At 60.1% G+C, this 24,416-nt stretch carries 24 protein-coding genes and 3 tRNA genes; all 27 read right to left on the bottom strand.

The genetic code is table 11. The annotated features are described in order from the left end of the window. Positions 1-75: 75 nt before the first annotated feature. The 27 genes from LCH65_RS11150 to acpP all read right to left on the bottom strand — a co-directional run bounded on the left by LCH65_RS11150 (position 76) and on the right by acpP (position 24,261). Positions 76-900 carry a DUF2242 domain-containing protein gene (locus LCH65_RS11150; RefSeq protein ID WP_058397563.1) on the bottom strand — a complete coding sequence of 275 codons (825 nt, stop codon included), beginning with the start codon at positions 898-900 and terminating at the stop codon, positions 76-78. A 233-nt stretch (positions 901-1,133) separates the two neighbouring features. Next, positions 1,134-1,210, bottom strand: a tRNA-Asp gene (locus tag LCH65_RS11145). 115 nt (positions 1,211-1,325) lie between these two features. Beyond that, positions 1,326-1,402, bottom strand: a tRNA-Asp gene (locus LCH65_RS11140). A 79-nt stretch (positions 1,403-1,481) separates the two neighbouring features. After that, positions 1,482-1,557: transfer RNA gene (locus LCH65_RS11135), tRNA-Val, on the bottom strand. Between the two features lie 150 nt (positions 1,558-1,707). Further along, positions 1,708-2,472 (bottom strand): SDR family oxidoreductase, encoded by a 765-nt coding sequence (locus tag LCH65_RS11130; protein WP_161428779.1) that lies wholly within the window; start codon positions 2,470-2,472, stop codon positions 1,708-1,710. 50 nt (positions 2,473-2,522) lie between these two features. Beyond that, on the bottom strand, positions 2,523-3,734 hold the full coding sequence (locus LCH65_RS11125) for an O-succinylhomoserine sulfhydrylase (RefSeq protein ID WP_003431010.1): 1,212 nt from the start codon (positions 3,732-3,734) through the stop codon (positions 2,523-2,525). 20 nt (positions 3,735-3,754) lie between these two features. Next, positions 3,755-5,263 (bottom strand): amidophosphoribosyltransferase, encoded by a 1,509-nt coding sequence (purF, locus tag LCH65_RS11120; RefSeq protein ID WP_003347797.1) that lies wholly within the window; start codon positions 5,261-5,263, stop codon positions 3,755-3,757. A 12-nt stretch (positions 5,264-5,275) separates the two neighbouring features. Beyond that, positions 5,276-5,863: a CvpA family protein gene (locus tag LCH65_RS11115; protein WP_003318487.1), complete on the bottom strand. Its 588-nt coding sequence runs from the start codon at positions 5,861-5,863 to the stop codon at positions 5,276-5,278. Positions 5,864-5,981: 118 nt separating this feature from the next. Then, positions 5,982-6,653 carry an SPOR domain-containing protein gene (locus LCH65_RS11110; RefSeq protein WP_003368439.1) on the bottom strand — a complete coding sequence of 224 codons (672 nt, stop codon included), beginning with the start codon at positions 6,651-6,653 and terminating at the stop codon, positions 5,982-5,984. After that, the gene (gene folC, locus LCH65_RS11105; RefSeq protein WP_226439457.1) at positions 6,637-7,941 is read right to left on the bottom strand and encodes a bifunctional tetrahydrofolate synthase/dihydrofolate synthase; all 1,305 of its coding nucleotides are present in this window, start codon (positions 7,939-7,941) and stop codon (positions 6,637-6,639) included. The genes LCH65_RS11110 and folC overlap by 17 nt, the downstream gene beginning before the upstream one ends. Then, positions 7,938-8,858, bottom strand: a complete 921-nt coding sequence (accD, locus tag LCH65_RS11100) for an acetyl-CoA carboxylase, carboxyltransferase subunit beta (protein WP_003318491.1) — start codon at positions 8,856-8,858, stop codon at positions 7,938-7,940. The genes folC and accD overlap by 4 nt, the downstream gene beginning before the upstream one ends. A gap of 252 nt (positions 8,859-9,110) precedes the next feature. Continuing rightward, positions 9,111-9,731: a phosphoribosylanthranilate isomerase gene (locus LCH65_RS11095; protein WP_003368435.1), complete on the bottom strand. Its 621-nt coding sequence runs from the start codon at positions 9,729-9,731 to the stop codon at positions 9,111-9,113. A 61-nt stretch (positions 9,732-9,792) separates the two neighbouring features. Continuing rightward, positions 9,793-10,617, bottom strand: coding sequence for a tRNA pseudouridine(38-40) synthase TruA (gene truA / locus LCH65_RS11090; protein WP_003368434.1), 825 nt, complete (start codon positions 10,615-10,617; stop codon positions 9,793-9,795). A gap of 159 nt (positions 10,618-10,776) precedes the next feature. After that, positions 10,777-13,593 (bottom strand): FimV/HubP family polar landmark protein, encoded by a 2,817-nt coding sequence (locus LCH65_RS11085; protein WP_226439456.1) that lies wholly within the window; start codon positions 13,591-13,593, stop codon positions 10,777-10,779. Positions 13,594-13,702: 109 nt separating this feature from the next. After that, the gene (locus LCH65_RS11080) at positions 13,703-14,716 is read right to left on the bottom strand and encodes an aspartate-semialdehyde dehydrogenase (protein WP_226439455.1); all 1,014 of its coding nucleotides are present in this window, start codon (positions 14,714-14,716) and stop codon (positions 13,703-13,705) included. A gap of 85 nt (positions 14,717-14,801) precedes the next feature. Beyond that, a complete protein-coding gene (locus LCH65_RS11075) occupies positions 14,802-15,362 on the bottom strand; it encodes a DUF1285 domain-containing protein (RefSeq protein ID WP_003431001.1) in 561 nt (186 codons plus the stop codon). Between the two features lie 27 nt (positions 15,363-15,389). Next, complete coding sequence (locus LCH65_RS11070) at positions 15,390-15,992, bottom strand: DUF4823 domain-containing protein (RefSeq protein ID WP_003318496.1); 603 nt, start codon at positions 15,990-15,992, stop codon at positions 15,390-15,392. Between the two features lie 123 nt (positions 15,993-16,115). Continuing rightward, positions 16,116-16,778, bottom strand: a complete 663-nt coding sequence (locus tag LCH65_RS11065) for a TetR/AcrR family transcriptional regulator (RefSeq protein ID WP_226439454.1) — start codon at positions 16,776-16,778, stop codon at positions 16,116-16,118. Positions 16,779-16,935: 157 nt separating this feature from the next. Further along, entirely contained in the window at positions 16,936-17,589 is a 654-nt protein-coding gene (locus LCH65_RS11060) for a LysE family transporter (protein WP_044309967.1), read from the bottom strand. Between the two features lie 303 nt (positions 17,590-17,892). Beyond that, the gene (locus LCH65_RS11055; RefSeq protein ID WP_096128387.1) at positions 17,893-18,678 is read right to left on the bottom strand and encodes a TatD family hydrolase; all 786 of its coding nucleotides are present in this window, start codon (positions 18,676-18,678) and stop codon (positions 17,893-17,895) included. A gap of 14 nt (positions 18,679-18,692) precedes the next feature. After that, positions 18,693-19,049: a PilZ domain-containing protein gene (locus tag LCH65_RS11050; RefSeq protein WP_003368414.1), complete on the bottom strand. Its 357-nt coding sequence runs from the start codon at positions 19,047-19,049 to the stop codon at positions 18,693-18,695. A 34-nt stretch (positions 19,050-19,083) separates the two neighbouring features. Beyond that, a complete protein-coding gene (locus tag LCH65_RS11045) occupies positions 19,084-20,070 on the bottom strand; it encodes a DNA polymerase III subunit delta' (RefSeq protein WP_226439453.1) in 987 nt (328 codons plus the stop codon). Continuing rightward, the gene (tmk, locus tag LCH65_RS11040; RefSeq protein WP_054080809.1) at positions 20,063-20,695 is read right to left on the bottom strand and encodes a dTMP kinase; all 633 of its coding nucleotides are present in this window, start codon (positions 20,693-20,695) and stop codon (positions 20,063-20,065) included. The genes LCH65_RS11045 and tmk overlap by 8 nt, the downstream gene beginning before the upstream one ends. A 19-nt stretch (positions 20,696-20,714) precedes the next feature. Further along, positions 20,715-21,848, bottom strand: coding sequence for an endolytic transglycosylase MltG (mltG, locus tag LCH65_RS11035; protein WP_054080808.1), 1,134 nt, complete (start codon positions 21,846-21,848; stop codon positions 20,715-20,717). A gap of 2 nt (positions 21,849-21,850) precedes the next feature. After that, the gene (gene pabC / locus LCH65_RS11030) at positions 21,851-22,666 is read right to left on the bottom strand and encodes an aminodeoxychorismate lyase (protein ID WP_003430992.1); all 816 of its coding nucleotides are present in this window, start codon (positions 22,664-22,666) and stop codon (positions 21,851-21,853) included. Next, positions 22,666-23,910: a beta-ketoacyl-ACP synthase II gene (gene fabF, locus LCH65_RS11025; RefSeq protein WP_226439452.1), complete on the bottom strand. Its 1,245-nt coding sequence runs from the start codon at positions 23,908-23,910 to the stop codon at positions 22,666-22,668. Before fabF ends, pabC begins: the two co-directional genes overlap by 1 nt. Before the next feature lie 114 nt (positions 23,911-24,024). Next, entirely contained in the window at positions 24,025-24,261 is a 237-nt protein-coding gene (acpP, locus tag LCH65_RS11020; RefSeq protein ID WP_003368401.1) for an acyl carrier protein, read from the bottom strand. Positions 24,262-24,416: the final 155 nt, after the last annotated feature.

Here is a 24,416-nt window from a genome sequence, read left to right as displayed (position 1 = left end):
CGGTGATCTGACTGACAACTATCGTTCCTCACGCTCCAGCGTGGGAATGCAGTTCACGACGCTCCGCGCCACACCTTACTGCGCCGGGGCGGGCTCGACTGGCGTGGGGGCGGTGCTTTCTGCAGGTTCTGCGGCCGGTGTTTCGACGGTTTCTGCCTTGAATGAAGCAGGTTCGGACGGCGCAGGCACTGGTTCGCTTGCAGCAGGCGTAACCGGTTCGGCAGCAGGCTCGGCCTTCGGCGCGTTTTCTGACGACGCAGGCGCCAGCTTCGCAGGCTCGGCAGCCTTGGCGGGAGCCGCCGGGGCTGCGGGAGCCGTGTCAGGCACACCGAGGTCGGCCTTGGGCTTCTCGACAATATGCGCAGCCTTTTTCACTTCAGGCGGCAGGAAGTTTTCCACCAGACCGAAAAAGCGCTCGTAGAACTTTGCCGACGAGACGGTCTCACTGGCGACCTTGACCATCGAGTCGTCAGTCGAGCCTATCGGCATCGACACGGAACCCAGCACGCCGACACCGAGGCTGGCCGAGTTGTTGGTCTTCTTCAACGCGTAGCGGTCTTGCAGGGCGTTGGCGAACATGGTGGAACTGCCATCCTTCGCATCGGCGGCGCACACCAGATTGAAGCTGATTTCGATATGCGTATCGCCGGTCTGCTGGAAGCTCTTGCGGCCGGCAATCATCTTCGGGTCACTGCTGGTGATGATATAGCCCTGACTCAGCAAGGCGCGCCGCCCCGCCTCGCAGTAAGCCATGTCGGTCGCAGGGTAGCTTCGGGAGAAGGTCCCGGCGTCGTCGAAGTGTTCATGATCGTAAACCGCCTGCTTGGGCGATGAACAGCCGGCTGCCATCAACACGGCAGAAATCCAGAGGGCGGTACGAACGTTCAGTAGCTTAAACATCGAAAATCCTGAGGAAGGAAAAGACTGCCAGCAAGACTGCGAACTGGGAAATGGCGGTAAGTCTGCAACAAGGCCGACGCTGGATCAACGTACAGTTCAAAAGGATTTGGATACAAACCGCTCAGGCGCACGAAGCCAGGCCCTCAGACACACAAAATGCAGACAACAAAAAAGCGACCCTAGGGCCGCTTTCTTGTTTGCTTCAAGGAGTTCAAGGGCCTTGAAGCAGTGTATGGCGCAGCGGACGGGACTCGAACCCGCGACCCCCGGCGTGACAGGCCGGTATTCTAACCGACTGAACTACCGCTGCGTATCGCTGTAAACCTGTTTGAAACAAACCTTAGGTAGGCTGCTTCCTGTACATGTGACCGAAAGACCCTTGGGCTTTTCAATCGCAGACCCGGAGAACCCGATCTGTACAAATATGGCGCAGCGGACGGGACTCGAACCCGCGACCCCCGGCGTGACAGGCCGGTATTCTAACCGACTGAACTACCGCTGCGCATTGTGGACTTGCGTCCGTGTAAGCTTTTTAAAATCACTTTTGAAAGCCCTCGTACTTCAGCTTTCAAACTCAACGATGGTGGGTGATGACGGGATCGAACCGCCGACCCGCTGCTTGTAAGGCAGCTGCTCTCCCAGCTGAGCTAATCACCCTTTGCTTCGTTGAGGCCGCGAAATTTACGCACCTAACGAACCTAAGTCAATAGCCTGATTGAAGTTTTTTTAAAAACCGCCTCAATCACAAAACCCTCACCACACACCAAAAGCACAAGCAATAGCTCAATCGAAGCTCGTCCGCGCAAACTACTCGGCGTACACCATCTTGCGCGTCATGCCACCGTCGACCACGAACTCCTGCCCGGTCACGAAACCGGCGTTTCTGGACAACAGCCAGGCAACCATTGCCGCAACGTCCTCCACTGTCCCTACCCTGCCCGCCGGATGCTGGGCATGATCGGTCTCGGACAAAGGCTCGGCTCTGCGCAACGAGGGGTCGCGCGCGTCGATCCAGCCAGGGCTGACAGCATTGACACGAATCTCCGGCCCCAAACTGATCGCCAGCGCATGTGTCAGCGCCATCAGACCGCCCTTGCTGGCCGCATAAGCTTCGGTGTCGGCCTCCGACTGGCGAGAGCGTGTGGAGGTCAGGTTGACGATGCTGCCGCAATGCGCACGCAGGTAAGGCGCGCAATGCTTGGCCAGCAGCATCGGACCGCCGAGGTTGACTGCCAGTACACGGTTCCAGTGCGACAGCTCAAGGCTTTCCAGCGTAGTGTTGTGCGGATCGGCGATCGCGGCGTTGCACACCAGCGCATCGAGACGACCGAACTGCCGAAGCACCTCGGCCACGCCCGCTGCGACCTGCTCTTCACTGGCAACGTCCATGGCAATGAACAGGGCATTTTCACCCAGGGCACCGGCCACTTTCGAACCACGCGCACGATCCAGATCGGTCAACACGACTTGCCAGCCTTCGGCAATCAGCCACGCTGCAATGCCGAGCCCGATACCGCGAGCGGCACCGGTCACCAGGGCGACACGACCATTGTGGACGCTGGAAAATTTCAACGCCCACGTCTCACCCGGCTTGCCACTGGCCGGTTTGCTGGCCTCGCTACTCACAACGCCGCCAGACCACGGGCCAGGTCAGCCTGCAGATCAGCCACGTCTTCCAGCCCCACTGCAACCCGAATCAGGCTGTCGCGAATACCTGCGGCCTCACGTTCCTGAGGTGCCAGACGACCGTGAGAGGTGGTGCTCGGGTGAGTGATCGTGGTTTTGCTGTCGCCCAGGTTGGCGGTGATCGAAATCAGTCGCGTGGCATCGATGAAGCGCCATGCGCCGTCCTTGCCACCCTTGACCTCGAAGCTCACCACAGCGCCGAAACCCTTTTGCTGACGCTGGGCCAACGCGTACTGCGGGTGGCTCTTCAACCCTGCGTAATGGACTTTTTCAATGCCATCCTGCTGCTCGAGCCACTCGGCCAGTGCCTGAGCATTGGCACAGTGAGCGCGCATGCGCAGGTTCAGGGTTTCGAGGCCCTTGAGGAAGATCCACGCATTGAACGGGCTGAGCGTCGGCCCGGCAGTGCGCAGGAAGCCGACCACTTCTTTCATCTGCTCGCTGCGCCCGGCAACCACGCCGCCCATGCAACGGCCCTGGCCGTCGATGAACTTGGTGGCCGAATGCACGACAATGTCAGCGCCCAGCAACAGTGGCTGCTGCAAGGCCGGCGTACAGAAACAGTTGTCGACGATCAGCATCGCGCCCTTGGCGTGCGCGATCTCGGCCAGGGCCGCGATGTCGACCAGCTCGGCCAGGGGATTGGACGGCGATTCGACGAAGAGCATTTTGGTGTTGGGCTTGATCGCCGCGTCCCAGCCGCTCAGGTCGGCGAGAGGAACGTAATCAACCTCGACACCAAAGCGCTTGAAGTACTTGTCGAACAGGCTGATGGTCGAGCCGAACACGCTGCGTGACACCAGAACGTGATCACCGGCGCTGCACAGGCTCATCACCACGGCCAGGGTTGCCGCCATGCCGGTCGCCGTGGCGACAGCCTGCTCGGCACCTTCCAGTGCGGCAATGCGCTCTTCGAACGAACGCACCGTCGGGTTGGTGTAACGCGAGTAGACGTTGCCCGGCACCTCACCGGAGAAACGCGCAGCCGCATCGGCGGCCGTGCGAAATACGTAACTGGAGGTAAAGAACATGGGTTCGCCATGCTCTCCTTCCGGTGTACGGTGATGCCCGGCACGTACGGCTAGGGTATCGAAACCTACGCCTTCAAGGTCGCTGTCCAGCCGACCTGCATCCCATTCCTGAGTCATGCCGCCCACTCCTTGCCCAATTAGTTGTTGTACAGATCGATGATCGCGCTCACTGCCTGAGTCTTGATCTTGGAGGCGTCATTACGCGCGCTCTCGATCCGGTTCAAATAATGCTCGTCGATGTCGCCGGTCACGTACTTGCCGTCGAAAACCGAGCAATCGAAGTTGTCGATCTTGATTTTCTTGCTGCCGCTGACCGCTTCGATCAGGTCATTCAGATCCTGATAGACCAGCCAGTCGGCACCGATGAGGTCGGCCACGTCCTGAGTGGTGCGGTTGTGGGCAATCAGCTCGTGAGCACTCGGCATGTCGATGCCGTAGACGTTGGGGTAGCGCACAGCCGGGGCTGCAGAACAGAAGTAGACATTCTTGGCACCGGCTTCGCGGGCCATCTGGATGATCTGCTTGCAAGTGGTGCCACGTACGATGGAGTCATCCACCAGCATCACGTTCTTGCCACGGAACTCCAGCTCAATGGCGTTGAGCTTCTGGCGTACGGATTTCTTGCGCGCAGCCTGGCCCGGCATGATGAAGGTCCGGCCGATGTAACGGTTCTTGACGAAGCCTTCGCGGAACTTGACGCCCAGATGGTTGGCCAGCTCCAAAGCGGCGGTCCGGCTGGTGTCCGGAATCGGGATGACCACATCGATATCGTGATCCGGACGCTCGCGCAGGATCTTGTCGGCCAGCTTCTCGCCCATGCGCAGGCGCGCCTTGTAGACCGAGATGCCGTCGATGATCGAATCCGGGCGCGCCAGATAGACGTGCTCGAAGATGCACGGTGCGTACTTGGGGTTGGCCGCGCACTGACGGGTGTGCAACTTGCCGTCTTCGGTGATGTAGACCGCTTCGCCCGGCGCCAGGTCGCGAATCAGGGTAAAGCCCAGTACGTCCAGCGATACGCTTTCCGACGCGATCATGTACTCGACGCCTTCGTCGGTATGACGCTGGCCGAACACGATAGGACGAATGGCGTCCGGGTCACGGAAGCCGACGATACCGTAGCCAGTGATCATGGCCACGACCGCGTAACCACCACGGCAGCGATTATGCACATCGGTCACTGCCGCGAAGATATCCTCTTCGGTCGGCTGCAACTTGCCACGCACGGCCAGCTCATGGGCGAATACGTTGAGCAGCACTTCCGAATCGGAATTGGTGTTCACATGGCGCAGGTCGGATTCGTAAATTTCCTTGGCCAACTGCTCGACGTTGGTGAGGTTGCCGTTATGCGCCAGCGTGATGCCGTAAGGCGAGTTGACGTAGAACGGCTGAGCCTCGGCCGACGTCGAGCTGCCCGCGGTGGGGTAACGCACGTGACCGATGCCCATATGCCCGACCAGACGCTGCATATGACGTTGATGAAACACATCGCGCACCAATCCGTTGTCCTTGCGCAGGAATAACCGGCCATCATGGCTGGTTACGATACCGGCAGCGTCCTGGCCGCGGTGCTGGAGGACGGTAAGCGCGTCATACAGCGCCTGATTGACGTTCGACTTGCCGACGATACCGACGATGCCACACATGCGACACAACCCCTACTTAGTGGAACTGGATTTACCGAGCACATCCTGCGGCATTGTAGACGGCAGGATCTGTTCCTTGAACGGCATGTCAGCGGGTACGCTGATGCCGCTGGCGAGCCACTTGCTGGACATCCCGAGAATCAGGTTTTTCGACCAGTCAGCGACCATGAGAAATTGCGGCACCAGCCTCGACTGCTGCCACCATTGATCCTGTTGCACCGGTCCCAGGCTCAACAGCCCTACCGCCACAACGACAAGCAGGCCTCCGCGCGCTGCGCCGAAGACCATGCCGAGAAAACGATCGGTCCCGGAAAGCCCGGTGACGCGAATCAGCTCGCCTATCAGAAAATTGACCATGGCGCCTACCAGCAGGGTGGCGACAAAAAGAATGGTACAGCTCGCGATCACGCGGGCCGAAGGTGTTTCTATGTAATTGACCAGATACTGCGACAGCCCTGCGCCAAACATCCAGGCCACAACACCTGCAATGATCCACGTCGTCAACGACAGTGCTTCTTTTACGAAGCCGCGCTTCAGACTGATCAGGGCGGAGATGGCGACAATTCCGAGAATTGCCCAGTCAACCGGAGTAAATGGCACGTTGCAGCCTGCAGACGGATAAGGCGGCGCATTTTAGCAGAGCGTCCGCCTGCCGGTAAGCAGCGATTACCGGCGCGAGGCATTTTCCTTTGTGCCAGGGGCACCAGGTGCCGAACGGTCAGCCGCGCTCGGGCTGAAAGCGCACCACAATACCCTTGAGCTTTTGCTGTTTATCGAGCTGATCGCGCAGGCGATCGGCCTCGGAGCGCTCGATGAGCGGGCCGACAAACACCCGGTTCACGCCATCAGCGGTGCGAATGTAGGCGTTGTAGCCCTGGGTACGCAGCGTCTTTTGCAGATTGTCGGCATTGGCCCGATTGGACATGCTTGCCAATTGCACCGACCAACTGATCGACAGACCATTGGCATCGACGCCAGCAGGTGCTGCAGGTTTGGCAGGAGCCGGTGTCGCTGCTGGTGCAGCAGCCGTCGCTGGCGCCGGAGCGGGTGCCGGTTTGGCAGCAGGTTTGGAGACCGGAGCAGCAGGCGCTGCAGGTGCAGCCTGAACAGTCGGCGCAGGCGCTATCGGCATGGCAGGCGGCTGGTTGCTGCTCATGTCATCATCACCCGGCACAGGCTCCTGAGGCAGAACCTGAGGCTCCGGAACAGGCACCGGATCGACCCGCACCTGCGCAGCTGCAGGCGCCTGAGGCGCGGCTGGCGCCTCGACCTGCACCTGACGTGTTTCATCTTCACGCGTGAAAAGCATGGGCAGGAAAATGACCGCCACGGCGATCAGCACCAGTGCTCCAACCATTCGCTGCTTGAATACGTTATCCAGCAAAGCCATTTGCAGCGTCCTCATCGGTGTACCGGGCCAACCATTCAAGGGCCTCGGCAACACAGTAAAATGAACCGAACAGCAGAATCTCGTCATCGGGCGTGGCATGCGCGCACTGAGCTTCCAGCGCCAACGCGATACTCTGATAGGACGTCACGCGGGCGCCAAGGTTCTGCAAGGCCGTCTGCAACTCTTCTGCTGGCCGACTGCGCGAGGTCGGAAGCGGCGCAACAGCCCACTCTTCAATGACCGGTGCCAGGTGCGCGACCACGCCGTCGAGATCCTTGTCGCTGAGCAGACCAAACACCGCTCGACGTTTGCCGCCAACTGGCTGCCGCGCGAGGCGTTGGCCCAGAAACCGCGCCGCGTGGGGGTTATGGCCTACATCCAGAAGCAGGTTGAGCGACTTGCCGTGCCACCTGACGACCCTGCGATCGAGACGACCGGCGAGCCGGGTCTCGGCAAGCACCTTGCCTGTCGCATCCGCTTGCAATGGATACCCCAGCAGGGCAAAGGCCTGAAGCGCCAGCGCGGCATTCTGCATGGGCAGATCGAGCAGCGGCAGACCGCGCAGCTCGATCTGCTCGCCCTGAGCGACACCACGCCAGTCCCAGCTGTCTTCACCTATGGAAAGATCGAAATCCCGGCCACGCAGCAACAACGGACAGCCCAGCTCGCGAGCTTTGGCCAACAACGGCTCGGGGGGCGCGGGGTCACCGCACAGCGCTGGGCAGCCGGCGCGAAAGATCCCGGCTTTCTCGAAAGCGACCGACTCACGGGTGTCGCCCAGATACTCGGCATGATCGACCCCGATACTGGTGACCAGCGCCAGATCCGCATCCACTAGATTGACCGCGTCCAGACGACCGCCCAGACCGACTTCCAGCACCACTGCATCGAGCCGGGCCTGCTCGAACAGCCAGAACGCCGCCAGCGTGCCCATTTCGAAATAAGTCAGGGTGACATCGCCGCGCGCCGCTTCGACCGCAGCGAAGGCGTCGCATAGTTCCAGATCGGTTGCCTCGGCGTCCTGCACTTTCACCCGCTCGTTATAGCGAATCAAATGCGGGGAGCTGTAGACACCAACCTTCAAGCCCTGAGCCTGCAACAAGGCAGCGACAAAGGCGCAGGTCGAGCCCTTGCCGTTGGTGCCCGTCACCGTGATCACCTGGCGCGCCGGGCGTGTAAGCCCCAATTGCAGCGCCACCTGTCGAGACCGGTCCAGGCCCATGTCGATGGCCGACGGATGCAGTTGCTCCAGATAGGCGAGCCAGTCACTCAGGGACGTAGAGGTCATATCGTCGCGGGTGCCGGCGGGACGACGATTGGCTCGATGACGGGTGCGACAAAGCGAGGGGTCGGCAGATTCATCATCTGTGCCAGCAGGTTACCCAGGCGCGGACGAAGCTCACTGCGCGAGACGATCATGTCGATGGCACCGTGATCCAGCAGGAATTCACTGCGCTGGAAGCCTTCAGGCAGCTTCTCGCGAACCGTTTGCTCGATGACCCGTGGACCGGCAAAACCGATCAGCGCCTTGGGCTCGGCGACGATGACGTCACCCAGCATGGCCAGGCTGGCGGAAACGCCACCGTAGACCGGGTCGGTCAGCACCGAGATGAACGGCAGCCCTTCTTCGCGAAGACGCGCCAGAACAGCCGAGGTCTTGGCCATCTGCATCAGCGAGATCAGCGCTTCCTGCATGCGCGCACCGCCGGAAGCGGCGAAGCAGACGAACGGGCAGCGATTTTCCAGCGCATAGTTGGCGGCACGTACGAAACGCTCGCCGACAATGGCACCCATCGAACCACCCATGAACGAGAATTCGAATGCCGAAGCCACCACCGGCATGCCCAGCAAGGTGCCGCTCATGGAAATCAGCGCGTCCTTTTCACCGGTCTGCTTCTGCGCAGCGGTCAGGCGATCCTTGTACTTCTTGCCGTCGCGGAATTTCAGACGGTCGACCGGCTCGAGATCGGCACCCAGCTCTTCGCGCCCTTCGACGTCCAGAAAAATGTTCAGACGTGCACGTGCGCCGATACGCATGTGGTGGTTGCACTTGGGGCAGACGTCCAGGGTCTTTTCCAGCTCAGGGCGATACAGCACCGCCTCACAGGACGGGCATTTGTGCCAGAGGCCTTCGGGAACCGAGCTCTTCTTGACCTCGGAACGCATGATCGATGGGATCAGTTTGTCTACCAACCAGTTGCTCATGCTTTATATCTCCAGTACCGGTGTGGCTCGAACGACTGACAAATCAAACGCCAGTCGCATGCCCTCGGATAAATTCGTATATGGACGACGATGAAAGGATAGCGATCGACTCATGGCCGGACCTGCGCGCCCCTCACCCCGATTTTTCACAACGACGGCGTTGCTCAGTGGCACCGCCGCTTACTCGATTCGACCCGTTTGCCTCGTGGCGGGAACAGGCTTATGGACGGCGGCCGATCAATAGCCGTCACATCAGGTGCCGTGCACCGCACTCATGAACGCCAGGATCTTCTCCCGATCCTTGATGCCCTTGCTCTTTTCAACGCCGCCGCTGACATCCACTGCATAGGGCCGGACTTGAGCGATGGCCTGCGCCACATTGGCGGACGTCAGCCCGCCCGCCAGGATGACCGGCTTGTCCAGGTCGTCCGGAATCAATGCCCAGTCGAAGGTTTCTCCGGTACCGCCGGGCACCCCTTCAACGTAGGTATCGAGCAGCACGCCGCGTGCATTGCGATAGGTCCGGCAAACCCCGGCAATGTCATCACCGGCCTTGACCCGCAGCGCCTTGATGTACGGGCGATGATACCCATCGCACTCATCGGGTGTTTCATCGCCATGAAACTGCAGCATGTCCAGCGCGACGGCATCCAGCGTCTCGTTGAGCTCACAGCGACTGGCGTTGACGAACAGGCCAACGGTGGTGATGAACGGCGGCAACGCGGCAATGATGGCACGCGCCTGCAATACCGTCACCGCACGCGGGCTTTTCGGATAGAACACCAGACCGATCGCGTCGGCACCTGCCTCGGCGGCAGCCAGTGCATCCTCTATGCGGGTAATCCCGCAGATCTTGCTGCGAACGGCTGACATGTCGTGAGTAACCTCAAGCCTTTCGGAAAGTCCCGGATGTTAGCAAATGCTGCCGGGATCGTCAGCCGTCCAATTCCGCAAAGCCCGTAAGAAAATGAGGACCGATATAGCGCTCGGGCAACGGGAACTCATCACGGTACTCGACCCCGACCAGGTACAGCCCGTAAGGATGGGCCGTGACACCACCGGTACGCCGAATCCGGCTTTCCAGCACCTCCCGCGCCCACTCGACCGGACGCTCGCCGGTGCCGATGGTCATCAGCACTCCGGCGATATTGCGCACCATATGATGAAGAAAGGCATTGGCGCGCACATCGATCACGATCATCTTGCCGTGGCGGGTCACGCGCAGATGGTGCAACTGCTTGACCGGCGACTTGGCCTGACACTGACCGGCGCGAAAGGCACTGAAATCGTGAGTACCCACCAGGTATTCGGCAGCCTGCGCCATGCGCTCGACATCCAGCGGGCGGTGGTTCCAGGTAATTTCCTGATTCAGGTGCGCCGGGCGGATCTGATCGTTGTAGATCACATACCGATAACGCCGGGCGATGGCCTTGAAGCGCGCGTGAAAGGTGGCCGGCATGACTCTGGCCCAGGTGACGCTGACATCATGGGGCAGATTGATATTGGCGCCCATGACCCAGGCCTTCATGGTGCGCTCGGCCTGGGTGTCGAAGTGCACCACCTGACCACAGGCATGCACCCCCGCGTCCGTGCGACCGGCACACATCAGTGACACCGGTGACGCGGCCACTTTTGACAAAGCGTCTTCAAGGGTTTCCTGCACGGTCAGCACGCCGGACGCCTGACGCTGCCAGCCGCAATAGCGCGAGCCCTTGTACTCGACGCCCAGCGCGATTCGGGAAAAGCCCTCGGCCGCCATCTCGGCGGCCGGGTTATCTATGTTCGCCAAAGTGGTACAGCCTGTCGGTTCGCGAAAAGTCGGCCATTATACGGCCGCAAAAAAAACACGCTACTCAAGCCGGACATCTGAAATGCAAACGGCCGCATAAGCGGCCGTGTGCAGGTTGCCGGGGTTGAATCAGGCCAGCCGCGAAAGCATCTCCCGCGCTTCGCTTTTCTGACCGTCATCGCCCTCGGTGACGACCTCATCAAGAATATCCCGAGCGCCGTCCGCATCGCCCATGTCGATGTAGGCACGCGCCAGATCAAGCTTGGTCGCCGCCTCGTCAGTACCAGCCATGAAGTCGAAGTCCGGCTCGTCATCCAGCGCTGCCGCATCCTCGGCGGTGAATCTTGGCTCATCGAGCGGCGGATGTTCAAGATTCTGCGAAAGACGCTCAAGCTCGGCGTTGACGTCGTCGATTTCAGTCGCGAATGCCTGGCTTGCCTGATCGGTTTCAATCTCGTCCGCCAGCGACAGGTCGAAATCCTCTGGAAGCTCGAGGTCATCAGTGACCGGTGGTGTAGGCGAGGTTTCACCCAAATCCAGCGGATCTTCGCCAAGGCCGAGCAGGAAATCATCTTCGCTCTTGAGGGCCGGGTCTTCCTCGGACAAGTCCAGATCGAAGTCGGCGAGGTCCTGCGGCGTTGCCGCTGCACGGGCCTCTTCCTGCTGCTGCATGACAGACTCGAAGCTCAGCTCTTCGTCATCCGCTACCGCCGAGACCTTGGGCTCGTCGAGCATCAGGTCATCGAGATCGTTAACGGTAGAGACTTCAGGCACAGACGGTTCTTCGAACTCGTCCAGGCTCAAGTCAAAATCGTTATCAAACGGGTCTGCCTCTTCGACAGGCTCTGCGGCCAGCGGAGCGGTGACTTCCGGCTCAGGCTCAGGCGTTGCAACAATTTCAGGCTCAGGCTCCTGCTCTGCCGAATCATCGGCCAGCAGCTCTTCAAGATATTTGGCATCGAGCTCTGCAACCAGTGCGGCCGTTGTAGCCGCCGCGGCGGCTGCAGCGACGGCAGGAGCAGCCGATGCAGTAGAGGTTTCAGAAGCCAGCGGCGCAGCAACAGGTGCCACCGGCTTCAGGGTCGAGTTAAGTTCTTCCCGCTGCTCGACCTCAGCTTCAAGCTTTCCCGCAGCCACCAGTTTACGTTCGTGGGCGGCATAGGCTTTGTTGTTACCCTGCTCGGCGTAGATTTCCATCAGTTTCAGACGGATATCGTCGCGCTTGGGGTCTTCGTTGACGGCTTCTTCCAGCAGCTCGATCGCCTGATTCATACGACCGTAAGCGATATGGATCTCGGCCTGAACCAGCGGATCGGCAGGACGTTCACGACCGGCAACGGCTGCTGCGGCGCCTCCCATGCGCACGTTGGGCGGCGGCACATCAAGCCCGTCGAAGCTGGCGGGCGGTGCATTCATGTCCATGTCCGAGACGAAATCCGACTCCTCGGCCAGCGCACGCGCCATGCGCTTGTGCTTCTCGGCTTCGGCCTTCGCCGCGCGACGACGCGCCAGGAACAACAACAGCAAGGCCAGAATCAGCAGTACCGCCCCGCCGATCAGGCCAAGCAGTACAGGGTTGTTGATGATTTTCTGCAGCGCGTCCTGGTCTTCGTCTGCTGCAGCAACCGGCTCCACCGCCAGCGGCTGCTCTGGCGCCGGCGTCGCAACTTGGGCAGCACCGGCAGGCAATGCATCTTCAGGCGCAATCTCGCCAGCCGGTTTGACCGGAGCACCGTTGGCATCGACCAGCGAGGCAGGCACCGCCGCGTTGGCCGGCGTTGCAGCTTCCGGGGTAGCGGCAGGTGGAGGCACGGCTGCGCCAGCGGCCTGCATCTTGGCCAACTGACCGTTTTTCAACTCGATCAGACGCTGCAGCTTGTCGAGCTGGCTTTGCAGGTCGTTCATGCGGCTTTTCAGCTCGGCATTATCACGACGTGTGGTATCCAGCGCTTCCTGAGCCACGGCCAGCTTGTTGCCCAGATCGCTGTCGCCCGCCGCACCTTTTGCCGCCGGCTTGCCGCTTGCCGAAACCAGACTGAGGTTATCGGAGGTATCGACTTTGGAAGGCGCAGCACCCGCGCGGTCACGACGGGTAGCATCGACCTGACGTGTACCGGCCGGCAGACGGCGACCTTCACGCCAGGCACTGTATTGCCGGGAAACTTCTGCCACTGCCTGTGATTGCGGCAGCGCGGTGGTCTGCTGCGGCGTCGGAAGGCGCAGCACCTGCCCTTTCTTCAGGCGGTTGATGTTGCCACCAATGAACGCATCCGGATTCAACGCCTGAATCGCCAGCATGGTTTGCTGGACAGTCCCGCCATTGCGCACCTTCGCAGCAATTTCCCACAAAGTGTCGTTATTGGCGGTGACGTACTGCGACTGCTTGTCGGCGGCTGGCGCCGGCAACGTGGATGTGTTGGCTGCCGGTGCTGGCGCTTCGGCTGCCGGCGCTTCAGCCGACGGGGCTACCGTTGCCAGTTGCGCAGGCGCCGCGGGCGCCGCAGCGGGGGCCGGAGCTGCAGCCGCAGCGGCTGCCTCGGGAGAGAATTTCGGCGGATCGAGCAGAAGGCTGTACTCACGCAGCAACCGGCCATTGGGCCAGAGCACCTGAACCAGGAACTTCACATAAGGCTCGCGCACCGGCTTGCTGGAAGTAATGCGCAGAACACTTTTACCGCTGGCATTGATAACCGGGGTAAAGGTGAGATCGTTGAGAAATGCCTGACGGGTCACACCCGCCTGCGCGAAGTCGGCCGTGGTGGCCAGGCTGGGCACAACTTGCGTTGCGTTGAGCCCCTGAGCCTCGGTCAACTCGATTTCCGCTACCAATGGCTGATTCAGGGTCGACTTGACCGACAATTCCCCGAGCCCCAGCGCCTGCGCCATACCCGATGACAGCGCTGATGCCGCAGCGATTGCTAATACCAGTTTACGAACCTGAACCATAGCCCATCCCTTGTTTAAAGATTCCCCGAGATCCGGGGAGGTAGTCCTGCATTTGGGTGTAAGGCGTATCGCCGCTAAAACAATTATTCAAATTGTTGCCAAGTATCTTTTACACATAGTCTTTTATCAACAATTCGCCAACCTGCACAGCGTTGAGCGCAGCGCCTTTGCGCACATTATCCGAGGTCAGCCACAGATTGAGCTGCTCGGAATCGTCGGTCCCCGCCCTGACGCGTCCCACATAAACCACGTCCTGGCCCACCGCATCGCCCACCGGCGTAGGGTAATCCCCCGCATCGACCAGTTCGATTCCGTCTGCAGACTCGAGTGCAGCATTGACCGCCGCCACGTCGACCGCCCCGGCCGTGCGCAACGCTACCGTGAAGCTGTCACCAAAGAACACCGGTACCTGAATGCAGGTCGCAGACACTTTGAGCGATGGCAGCGCCAGCAGTTCGCGCAGTTCTTCGACCAGACGCCGTTCCAGCGGCAGGTGCCCCGACGCGTCTGGTGTCCCTACTTGCGCCAGCAGGTTGAACGCCATCTGACGATCAAAAAACCGCGCTTCCAGCGGGCGAACATTCAATAGCTCGGTGGTCTGACGAGCCAGCTCACTGACGCCTTCACGCCCCAGTGCCGATACAGCCAGACACGCCGTTACCGCCACCGACTGTATATCGATCAGGCCGAGCAACGGCGCCAAAGCCAGGGCAACCGCAGTGGCAGAAGCACTGGGACTGGCAACCAGACAAGGAGCGACGCCACGGTTGTGCAAAAGCGTAGCATTTATTTCCGGCACGACATTAGGTGCCTGGACTGCGGTAAATGCGCCCGACAGGTCGATGACCGTGCACCCCGCCGCTACCGCCTTTTCGGCGTGACTGCGACTGACCGCAGGTCCTGCAGCGAAAAACGCCATGCGCGCCGTGCTGAAATCGAACTCGTCGACTTCACGTACGCGCACATTCTTGCCTCGAAACGGCACCGAGTGGCCTGCGGATTCGATGCTGGCCAGCAGGTACAGATTGCCGACCGGGAAATTGCGCTCCTCCAGAACCTGCACAACGGTTTCGCCGACAGTACCGGTTGCGCCGACTACGGCGATATCAAAGGACTGGCTCATGCAAAAACCTCAGGAAAATCAGGGAGCGGCACTTTAACCGCCGCATTGCCGACAGGCAATTCAAGCCGGCAATCAGGTGTGTATTTCAAGGCTCGAGCCCTATCGGGAAGAACACGCCATGGCTCCAGACGCCCAGCCAGCGCTGTTCATCTATATCGCGGGAAACGGCCAGCTCGACCAACTGATAAAAAACATTGCGGTGAATCAGCGCCTCCAGATTGCTCCGCACGTGAATGTAGGGCGCCGGTTCCTGGGTATCAGGGTCGGTTACAACGCGTAAAGGGTGTTCCGGTCCCGCCTCGGCCTGATCCTCTACATTGGTCAGAAAGCGCAACACCTGGCCCTCACCCTCCCCCAGCACCTCAAGGCTGACGGCGACAAAAGGCGCATCATCAACCGTGATGCCGACCTTCTCCACAGGAGTGATCAGGAAATAGTCGTCGCCGTCGCGGCGCATGATGGTCGAGAACAACCGGACCATCGGTTTGCGGCCAATCGGCGTACCCAGGTAATACCAGGTACCGTCGCGAGCGATACGCATGTCGATATCGCCGCAGAAATCCGGATTCCACAAATGAACAGGCGGCAACCCCTTGGTTTTGGGGATCTGTGCAAACAGATCACCCGCCTTGTTTGAATCGGTCACTCCACTCTCCTGATGCGAGCTTTAGCTCTAGCGTTCGACACCCAATAAGGTACGAGCGTAGTCCTCAAGAGGCGGCCCCAGCAAATCCTCGGGGCTTTTGTCGTAAAGCGTCAGCAATCCGCCACGGCTGCGAATGCGTGCGCTGTCGATGAGGTAGCGGGTGCCGGTCTCGATCAGCATCAGCTGAATGACGCCGCTGTCGACGCCCAGACGATCCACCGCTTCCTGATCGGCCCATTGATCGCCATTGCCGATTCGGTCGTCAGCCTTGGCGAAACGCGCATAGAGCAAATAATGTGCGCCCGCAGCACGCGCCTCGACCATGGCTTCATCCAGCCCCAATGGGCCTCGGGCACGACGGACCATCGGGAAGTACTCGATAAAGCCCTTGAAGGCTTCTTCAGCCACCACGTTGGGGCGCGGATAGGCATTGCCTGGCGGCACGAAGGCGCCCTGAGCGATGTAAATGAACGAGTCAGGCTGCACGCGCCAGTTGGCAGTACGACGGGTTTCGCTATGGTCGAGCAGACCTGCGTCGCTGAATTGCTCGCGAACACCTTCGCCCATGTCACTGACTTTCATGCAGCCACTCAACGCCAGAAGCGCGAGCAGCATAACCAGGCTACGCATTATCCCCTCCCAAATACCGGTGACGGAAAACCGGCGAATGGTCATCGGATGCAGCTTCCGCGCCATATCTGGCACAGCCGCCATCAAAGCCTTGAAGCTGGCGCTCAAGACCGGGCTGGCGGGTTATTCGGCGGCGGGATCCGGCGTGGGCTCAGCGCTGAAGTCGCCGTCGCGCTTGCGCTTATTACCCATGCGTACGCCGATATCCATGAGGAAGTGGAAGAAGCCTTCCTGGTCTTCCAGCACGTTGCTCCAGAACGGCGAGTGATACAGCGCAACGGCGCCATGCACCAGCGCCCAGGCAGCACAGTAATGGTAGTAAGGCGGGACATCTTCGAGCTTGCCTTCACTGATGCGGCCTTTGATCAGCAGCGTCAGGTGTTCGAAGTTGGAAGCGCGGATCTTGTGCAGCTCTTCGACCAGCTCAGGCACCTGATTGCCCTTGACCACCTTCTCTTCCAGGCGGTCGAACAGGCGATAGCGCTGCGGGTCACGCATGCGGAATTCGAAGTAGGCGCGCGAGAGCGATTCCTTGTCCTTGTCGACATCGGCCGAATGCAGCAGCTCGTTCAGGTCCCGCTCGTAGTCGAGCATCAGGCGCAGGTAAATTTCCGCCTTGGACTTGAAGTGCTTGTAGATGGTGCCTTTGCCAATGCCGACGGCGTCCGCGATCATCTCGACAGTGACGCTGTCTTCGCCTTGCTCGAGAAACAGCTTTAGCGCGGTGTCGAGAATTTCCTGCTCACGGCGGCGAAATTCACGGACCTTACGAGGTTCTTTCTGCATAGAGAGGTCTGTCAGGATCGAAATCGAAGCGGGGTATTATGCCCAATCGGCGCTAAATTGCACGGTTCATCCATACTTGTCGACCTGCATGAACGATTCGCACGGGAAATCCGCACCGGTCATCGCGCGCCCGCTAGCATTCCGCTGCGCTGGAAATCTAGTGCGCTGGCAACGCGGGGGCAGCGACGACAAATTCCAGATAACCCGTGATTACCACATACAACGTGAAGTAGGCAAAGATCAGCGCCGAGGCTATGTAAGACCAGCGCAACATTCGCTCGCCCATGAAACGCCCTCCCTGGTGAGCCAGCGCACACAGCGAGATCGACCAGACCACGCCTGCGGCGACGAACCCGGCAAGAAAGGTCGAAGCGCTGGCAAGATCAGAGCCTTGCCGGGCAATCAGCGCTCCGCCGACTGCGGCAAACCAGAGGATGGCGCTGGGAGAGGACATCGCCAGAAAGATCCCGCGCAGGAACAGCGCCAGGCTGGATTTTTCCGATGCAACGTCCTGGCTGCCGAGACCGGTGCTGACGGCGGTTGCACTCATGACCATCCTGAAGCAGAACCAGGCCAGCACCGCAGTGCCGCCAATCCAGAGCACGTAGCGCACGGCTTCATATTGCAGCAGCACGGCCATGCCGAGCATGGCCAGGATTGCGTAGGCCAGATCCCCAACGCAGGTTCCCAGGCCCAGCCACAGGCCTCTGGAAAAACCGCGCTGCATGGACAGCGTAATCATGGCGATGTTTGCCAGACCGATGTCCAGGCACAAGGAAAGACTCAGCAGAAAACCATTGGAAAACTCCACCCCACCACTCCATTACTGCGACACCTTGGTATTTCGCCCGATGAGAGTGTTCATCGAGCACTCAAGGATCGCTTTAGTATTCCAAAACTGTTTAAAAAACGACCAAAAGACACTGGACGCTACGCCGTCCTGAACAATACTTAAGCTGCTGACGCGTCATCATTCCCCAAATGACTCGGCAGTAGAGGTGCCAAAGGAAGAGCGCGCCTTTGTTTTACTCCTAATGGTCTTAACCCGGCTTCACCCCCCAGAATCCGGGTTTTTTTTGCCTGCGATTTGCCTGCCCGTCGACGTCCGTATCCGTCAGCGCTGAACGTGCGCCAGCGGAAACAGGCGAGCGAAATTGGCTGTGGTCTGCTCGGCAAAGCGCTCATAGGACTCGCCTCGCAGCATGGCCAGAAACTCGGCAACCTCACGTACGTACTGGGGCAGATTCGGCTTGCCCCGGTACGGGATCGGTGCGAGGTACGGGGAGTCGGTCTCGACCAGCAAACGATCGGCGGGCACCTGCCTGGCAACGTCGCGCAGGGCATCGGCATTGCGAAACGTCACGATACCGGACAGCGAAATGTAGTAACCCAGGTCCAGCGCGGCTTTGGCCATCTCCCAGTCCTCGGTGAAACAGTGCAGGACACCGGCGTGGGGCAAGGCGGCTTCGCGCAACAGGCTGAGGGTATCGGCACGTGCGCCCCGAGTGTGGATGACCACTGGTTTTTCAGTGATTCTGGCTGCCTCGAGATGAACCCGGAAAGACGCCTGTTGCAGCTCGGCCGCTTCAGGTTCGTAGTGATAGTCCAGACCGGTCTCGCCAATCGCTACCACCCGCGGGTGATCCAGTTCCTTGAGCAACCAGTCCAGGGGCGGCATTTCGCCGGGCTTCACGTCCAGCGGATGAATGCCCACCGAGCAATCGACATCCGCGTAGCGTTCGGCGAGTGCCTTGACCGCACTCGCATTGTCGGCGCTGACACCGATGCAGAGAAAATGCGCGACGCCTCTGCCACGGGCGGCATCGAGGGCTGCATCCAGAGAGCCTGCGTGCTGGGCAAGGTCAAGGCGATCGAGGTGACAATGGGAATCTACAAGCATGGGTTAAAACACAACTACATCGTATGGGTTGGACGATCGGACTTGAGAGCGCCGACCAGGTAAGTTTCGATCAGATTGCGGGCGGTGTTGTCGCCGTCATTGAACTGCACGCCCACGCCAGCGGTGCGATTGCCCTGGGCGCCTTTTGGCGTGATCCAGGCAACACGGCCGGCTACCGGAACCTTTTCCGGTTCGTCCATCAGATTGAGCAGCATGAACACTTCATCGCCCAGCTTGTAGCTTTTGCTGGTCGGAATGAACAGCCCGCCGTTTCTGATGAACGGCATGTACGCAGCGTAGAGAACGGATTTGTCCTTGATGGTCAGGGACAGAATGCCATTACGTGGACCTGTGCTCGGCGGCAAACTCATGACAACACCTCAACGGTTCCGGATAACGCAGAGTCTACGCCTGTCCCGGCAGGCCTGCCCACTGCACCAACAACGCTTCAAGCAGCAAGACCCTATTGAGGTTGGCCTTGGACATGACTTTCTGACGCTGCGCCAGAATCCAGTCCTGAATATCCAGCACTTTGGCGCGAGAAGACTTCTGCGCCAGGTACTGAATCACCTTGCGCATGTCACCCAGGCCAAGGCCTTCCTCGTCCTGCGTCATCTGATAGCGCAGGATCAGATGCGACCAGTCACAGAACCAGTCGAACAACAGTAACAGCGTAATATCCTTCCAGCCTTCGGCCAGCTGGGTAGCCGACTGTTGTTGCTTGAGCAGCTTCTTGACGCCGTCGACCACCAGCGCGCGCTGTTCGCGAACGCCCTGCGTATGCAGCGCCACCGCAGCCAGCGGCGAACCGGCGGCCAGCGTCAGCAACTCGAAACGCTCGTCCTGGGTACAATCGGGCAAGGCCCCGCTCAGCCAGTCGAGACTCATCTGCTCGCCAGGCAATGGGCAGGCCTGCTGCACGCAGCGGCTCTTGACCGTTGGCAGCAAACGACTCGGTTGATGGCTGACCAGCAACAGAACGGTATTGCCTGACGGCTCTTCCAGACTTTTCAGCAAGGCATTGGCGGCGTTGGTATTCATCGCTTCCACCGGCTCGACGAGCACCACCTTGCGCCCGCCCATCTGGGCGGTCTGCACCACGAAACTGACCAGATCACGCACCTGATCGACCTTGATCGGTTTGTCCGCCTCTTCCGGTTCAAGCACGTAATTGTCAGGATGGCTGCCAGCCGCCAGCAGCAGGCAGGACTTGCAGTGCCCGCAGGCATCAAGCCCTTCGGGCGTCTTGCACAACAGGCTGGCCATCAGCCGTTCAGCCAGGGCGCGCTTGCCGATACCCGCCGGCCCGTGCAGCAGATAGGCGTGAGCATGCTGGGCGCGACCGGCCATCTGCTGCCAGAGCGAAGCCTGCCAGGGGTAGGCTTCAGCCACGTTGCAGCTCCAGCAACTGAGGCAGCAAGGTATCGAGGGAAGCCTGAACATCGGCCAGGGTCTGTGCGGCGTCTACCAGACGATAGCGCGCAGGTTCAGCCTTGGCGCGCTCCAGATAGGTGCTGCGCACGGCGTCGAAGAACGCCCGGCCTTCCTGCTCGAACCGATCCAGCCGACCGCGTGCAGCGGCACGTGAAAGGCCGATCTCAACGGGCAGGTCGAACACCAGCGTCAGGTCAGGTCGCAGGTCGCCTTGAACGAATTGCTCCAGCGCTGCAATACGCTCATGGGACAGGCCGCGACCGCCGCCCTGATAGGCGTAGGTCGCATCGGTAAACCGATCACAGAGCACCACCTCGCCACGCGCCAGCGCTGGACGAATGACTTCGGCCAAATGCTGTGCACGCGCGGCAAACACCAGCAGCAGTTCGGTGTCGGCGCTCATGCACTCGTCGCTGGGCGCCAGCAACAGCTCGCGAATACGCTCGGCCAGCGGAGTGCCGCCCGGTTCGCGGGTCAGCAGTACCTGAATACCCTGCGCACGCAATTGCGCCGCCAAGTAGTCGCGGTTGGTGCTTTTGCCTGCACCTTCCGGGCCTTCAAGAGTGATAAACAAGCCAGTCACAGGTCATCCTTAATCGTCATCATTGCGCACTCGGCTCGGACCGCGGCGCATCCGGAGCATCCGCAGGCACGGTTTCCGAAGAGGGCGAGTCAGTTGCCGGTGCCGGTGTAGCCGGTGCTGCAGGTGCCGGGCTGGAGCGATAATCCGCGCGGCGCTTGAGCTGATAGTCACGCACGGCCGCATTATGGGCATCCAGGTCGTCCGAGAACACATGGCTGCCGTCACCCTTGGCCACGAAATACAGGCTGCTGCCGTCCACCGGATTGAGCGCAGCATGAATCGCTTCGCGCCCCACCAGCGAAATGGGCGTCGGCGGCAGGCCGGCGATCATGTAGGTGTTGTAGGGTGTTGCTTCCTTGAGGTTGGCGCGGGTCAGTTTGCCGTTGTAGCGCTCGCCCATGCCGTAGATGACGGTCGGGTCGGTCTGCAACTGCATGCCCAGCTTCAGGCGACGCACGAACACACCGGCTATCTGGCCGCGCTCCTGAGGTACGCCGGTCTCCTTCTCGACCAGCGACGCCATGATCAGCGCCTGGTAAGGGTTTGAATAGGGAGCCTCTGACGACCGCGCATTCCATTCCTCGTCGAGTACTTCTTCCAGGCGGCTATAAGCCTGCTTGAGCAATTCGGCATCGGTCATGCCGCGCACGTAGCGGTAGGTGTCGGGAAAGAAGCGGCCTTCTGGAAACACATCGGGATGGCCGATTTTCGCCATCAGCTCGCTGTCGGACAGACCTGTCAGCGTTTGATCGAGCTTGGCCTGCTTGGCCAGCGCAGCACGCACCTGGCGGAAATTCCAGCCTTCGACCAGTGTCAGGCTGTATTGCACGACCTCCTTGCGCTTCCAGACGTCGAACAGGCCCTTGACGTTCATGCCCGGCACCATGCGGTATTCACCGCTGTGCAGCGCCTGCCCGGACAGGTTGAAACGCCAGTAGAGACGCAGCCAGAAAGCGTCCTTGATCACGCCATCGGCCTGCAATCGATTGAGTACGCCGGTCGGCGTTGAACCAGCAGGAACGTCCAGCAGTTGTTCCTGAGCCACCTCAAGTGGCTGGTTCAGCGCCTGATACTGCTGCCAGAACGCAAAGCCGAGCAGCAAACCTGCCAGGACAACCGCTGTTTCCAGCAACACCAATATTTTTCGGATCAAAATCAGATATCCAGAAGGGTGCGGGCAATACCTTGCAGTTTACGGGTGAGCGGCCCGACCGGCCAGTTCAACGCTGCAAAGCTGCAAACCGGCCAGACGCCGTACACGCTATTGCATAGAAACACTTCGTCCGCCGATTCAAGGTCAGACATGTGCAGGTCACGGATATCGACAGCCAGCCCCAGCTTTGGTGCCTGATCCAGCAACTCGGCACGCATCACACCGGCGACCCCGCAGCGGCTGAGATCGGCAGTCAGCAGACGACCCTGACTGACCAGAAACAGGTTGCTGTAGACACCCTCTATCAGTCGCCCGGACGTGTCACGCATCAAGCCCTCGGCGTGCTCGCTGTCACTCCACTCGGAGCGAGCCAGTACCTGCTCCAGACGATTGAGGTGCTTGAGTCCAGCCAGAAGCGGCTGTTCCGCCAGACGCGTCTGGCAGGCAAACAGGCGCACGCCCTGCTCGGCATGCACACCCGGATAGGCTGGCGCAGGGCCGCCCTGCAGGATTCGACGCGATTGGGCATTGGGGGCTGGAGCGTAACCGCGCTGGCTGTCGCCGCGGGTAAGGATCAGCTTCATGACCCCATCGCCAAGCTCTGCAGCGAAGCGGGTCATTTCTGCACGGATAAGCGCATGATCGGTTGCGATCGACAAGCGCGCGCATCCGTTTTCGAGACGCTGCAGATGGCGCTCCAGGAGCAATGGCTGCCCGGCCTTGACGACGATGGTTTCAAACAGTCCATCGCCGTAGGCCAGCCCCCGGTCCTTGAGGGACAAGGCGTCTGCGGGGCAGCCATCGACCCAGGCGGGCATTACTCGGCGAACCGACGGAATACCAGCGAGCCGTTGGTGCCACCGAAGCCGAAGGAGTTCGACAGAACGACGTCGATCGGCATGCGGCGCGCTTCGTGGGGCACGAAGTCCAGATCGCAGCCTTCGCTTGGCTCATCCAGGTTGATGGTCGGCGGAGCCACCTGATCAACCATTGCCAGCACACTGAAGATCGCTTCGACAGCACCGGCGGCGCCCAGCAGGTGGCCGGTCATCGACTTGGTCGAACTGACTGCCAGCTTGTAGGCGTGATCACCGAATACCGATTTGATAGCAGAAGCTTCGGCCAGATCGCCTGCAGGCGTCGACGTACCGTGTGCGTTGATGTACTGCACCTGATCGGGATTGACCCTGGCATCACGCAACGCATTGACGATGCAGCGCGCAGCACCGGCGCCGTCATCAGGTGGCGAGGTCATGTGATAGGCGTCACCGCTCATGCCGAACCCGACCAGCTCTGCATAGATGGTCGCGCCACGCGCCTTGGCGTGCTCAAGCTCTTCGAGCACCATGGCACCGGCACCATCTGACAGGACGAAACCATCGCGGCCTTTGTCCCAGGGACGACTGGCGCGGGTGGGGTCGTCGTTGCGGGTCGACAGCGCACGCGCTGCACCGAAGCCGCCCAGACCGAGGCCGCAGGCGGCCATTTCGGCGCCGCCAGCGATCATCACGTCCGCTTCGTCATAGGCGATGTTGCGCGCGGCCATGCCGATGCAGTGGGTTGCAGTGGTGCAAGCCGTCGCGATGGAGTAATTGGGTCCCTGAGCGCCCAGATGGATCGACAGGAAACCGGAAATCATGTTGATGATAGAGCCAGGAACGAAGAACGGTGAAATCCGTCCCGGACCCTGCTCGTGCAGCAGACGACTGCTGTTTTCGATATTGGTCAGACCACCGATGCCCGAACCCATGGCAACGCCGATGCGCTCACGGTTTGCATCAGTGACTTCAAGGCCGGCATTACGCACTGCCTGGAAGCTGGCCGCGAGGCCATACTGAATAAAGAGATCGAGGCGGCGCGCTTCTTTGGGCGCGAGGTATTCTTCGACGTTGAAAACCTTGACCGAGCCGCCGAAGCGGGTGGTGAAGGCTGACAAGTCCGTGTGCTCGATAAGGCCAATGCCACTGCGGCCCGCCAGAATGCCTTGCCAACTGCTGGGCACGTCATTGCCCAGTGGCGAAAGCATGCCCATCCCGGTGACCACGACGCGTCTACGCGACACAGGACTCTCCTTCTCTCTTGTTTACGGAACAATCACAGCGTTTTTTAAAGAAAAAACCGCACGCCGATTAAAGCAGTGCGGTTTTCCCGTGACAGCAGTCAGCGACTACAAATCTTAAGCCTGATGGTTAGTGACGTAGTCGATTGCTGCTTGAACGGTAGTGATCTTTTCCGCTTCTTCGTCCGGGATTTCGGTCTCGAATTCCTCTTCCAGAGCCATTACCAGCTCGACGGTGTCCAGGGAGTCAGCGCCCAGGTCCTCAACGAAAGAAGCAGTGTTGACAACCTCTTCTGGTTTGACGCCAAGTTGCTCTGCAACGATTTTCTTGACGCGCTCTTCGATGGTGCTCATACCTAGTTTTAACTCCTAGTGGAAATGTTCAGGCATCTGGCCAGTGGGTAAGTGTATAGAAGAGGTTTTGCGAATTTCAAGCTTAACGCTCTCCCCTTATGCCCAACCGTACCTTCGCCCATTCATAGATTGCAGCTTTATAACGGATTTTAGAC

Source organism: Pseudomonas sp. MWU16-30316 (assembly GCF_020515645.1).
Lineage (GTDB): Bacteria > Pseudomonadota > Gammaproteobacteria > Pseudomonadales > Pseudomonadaceae > Aquipseudomonas > Aquipseudomonas cerasi.
The sequence above is the reverse complement of the archived record's forward strand: the minus strand, read 5'-3'. Positions and strand labels throughout refer to the sequence as shown.

Bases quoted from the DNA above. Each gene is read 5' to 3' on its own strand.
- LCH65_RS11110 (WP_003368439.1), bottom strand. From the start codon at position 6,653: ATGGCTTTGCTGGATAACGTATTCAAGCAGCGAATGGTTGGAGCACTG.
- LCH65_RS11065 (WP_226439454.1), bottom strand. From the start codon at position 16,778: ATGCAGAAAGAACCTCGTAAGGTCCGTGAATTTCGCCGCCGTGAGCAG.
- accD (WP_003318491.1), bottom strand. From the start codon at position 8,858: ATGAGCAACTGGTTGGTAGACAAACTGATCCCATCGATCATGCGTTCC.
- LCH65_RS11085 (WP_226439456.1), bottom strand. From the start codon at position 13,593: ATGGTTCAGGTTCGTAAACTGGTATTAGCAATCGCTGCGGCATCAGCG.
- LCH65_RS11070 (WP_003318496.1), bottom strand. From the start codon at position 15,992: ATGCGTAGCCTGGTTATGCTGCTCGCGCTTCTGGCGTTGAGTGGCTGC.
- LCH65_RS11125 (WP_003431010.1), bottom strand. From the start codon at position 3,734: ATGACTCAGGAATGGGATGCAGGTCGGCTGGACAGCGACCTTGAAGGC.
- truA (WP_003368434.1), bottom strand. From the start codon at position 10,617: ATGGCGGCCGAGGGCTTTTCCCGAATCGCGCTGGGCGTCGAGTACAAG.
- pabC (WP_003430992.1), bottom strand. From the start codon at position 22,666: ATGCCCGCCTGGGTCGATGGCTGCCCCGCAGACGCCTTGTCCCTCAAG.
- purF (WP_003347797.1), bottom strand. From the start codon at position 5,263: ATGTGTGGCATCGTCGGTATCGTCGGCAAGTCGAACGTCAATCAGGCG.
- LCH65_RS11150 (WP_058397563.1), bottom strand. From the start codon at position 900: ATGTTTAAGCTACTGAACGTTCGTACCGCCCTCTGGATTTCTGCCGTG.
- LCH65_RS11080 (WP_226439455.1), bottom strand. From the start codon at position 14,716: ATGAGCCAGTCCTTTGATATCGCCGTAGTCGGCGCAACCGGTACTGTC.
- folC (WP_226439457.1), bottom strand. From the start codon at position 7,941: ATGACCTCTACGTCCCTGAGTGACTGGCTCGCCTATCTGGAGCAACTG.
- LCH65_RS11055 (WP_096128387.1), bottom strand. From the start codon at position 18,678: ATGCTTGTAGATTCCCATTGTCACCTCGATCGCCTTGACCTTGCCCAG.
- LCH65_RS11050 (WP_003368414.1), bottom strand. From the start codon at position 19,049: ATGAGTTTGCCGCCGAGCACAGGTCCACGTAATGGCATTCTGTCCCTG.
- acpP (WP_003368401.1), bottom strand. From the start codon at position 24,261: ATGAGCACCATCGAAGAGCGCGTCAAGAAAATCGTTGCAGAGCAACTT.
- LCH65_RS11095 (WP_003368435.1), bottom strand. From the start codon at position 9,731: ATGTCAGCCGTTCGCAGCAAGATCTGCGGGATTACCCGCATAGAGGAT.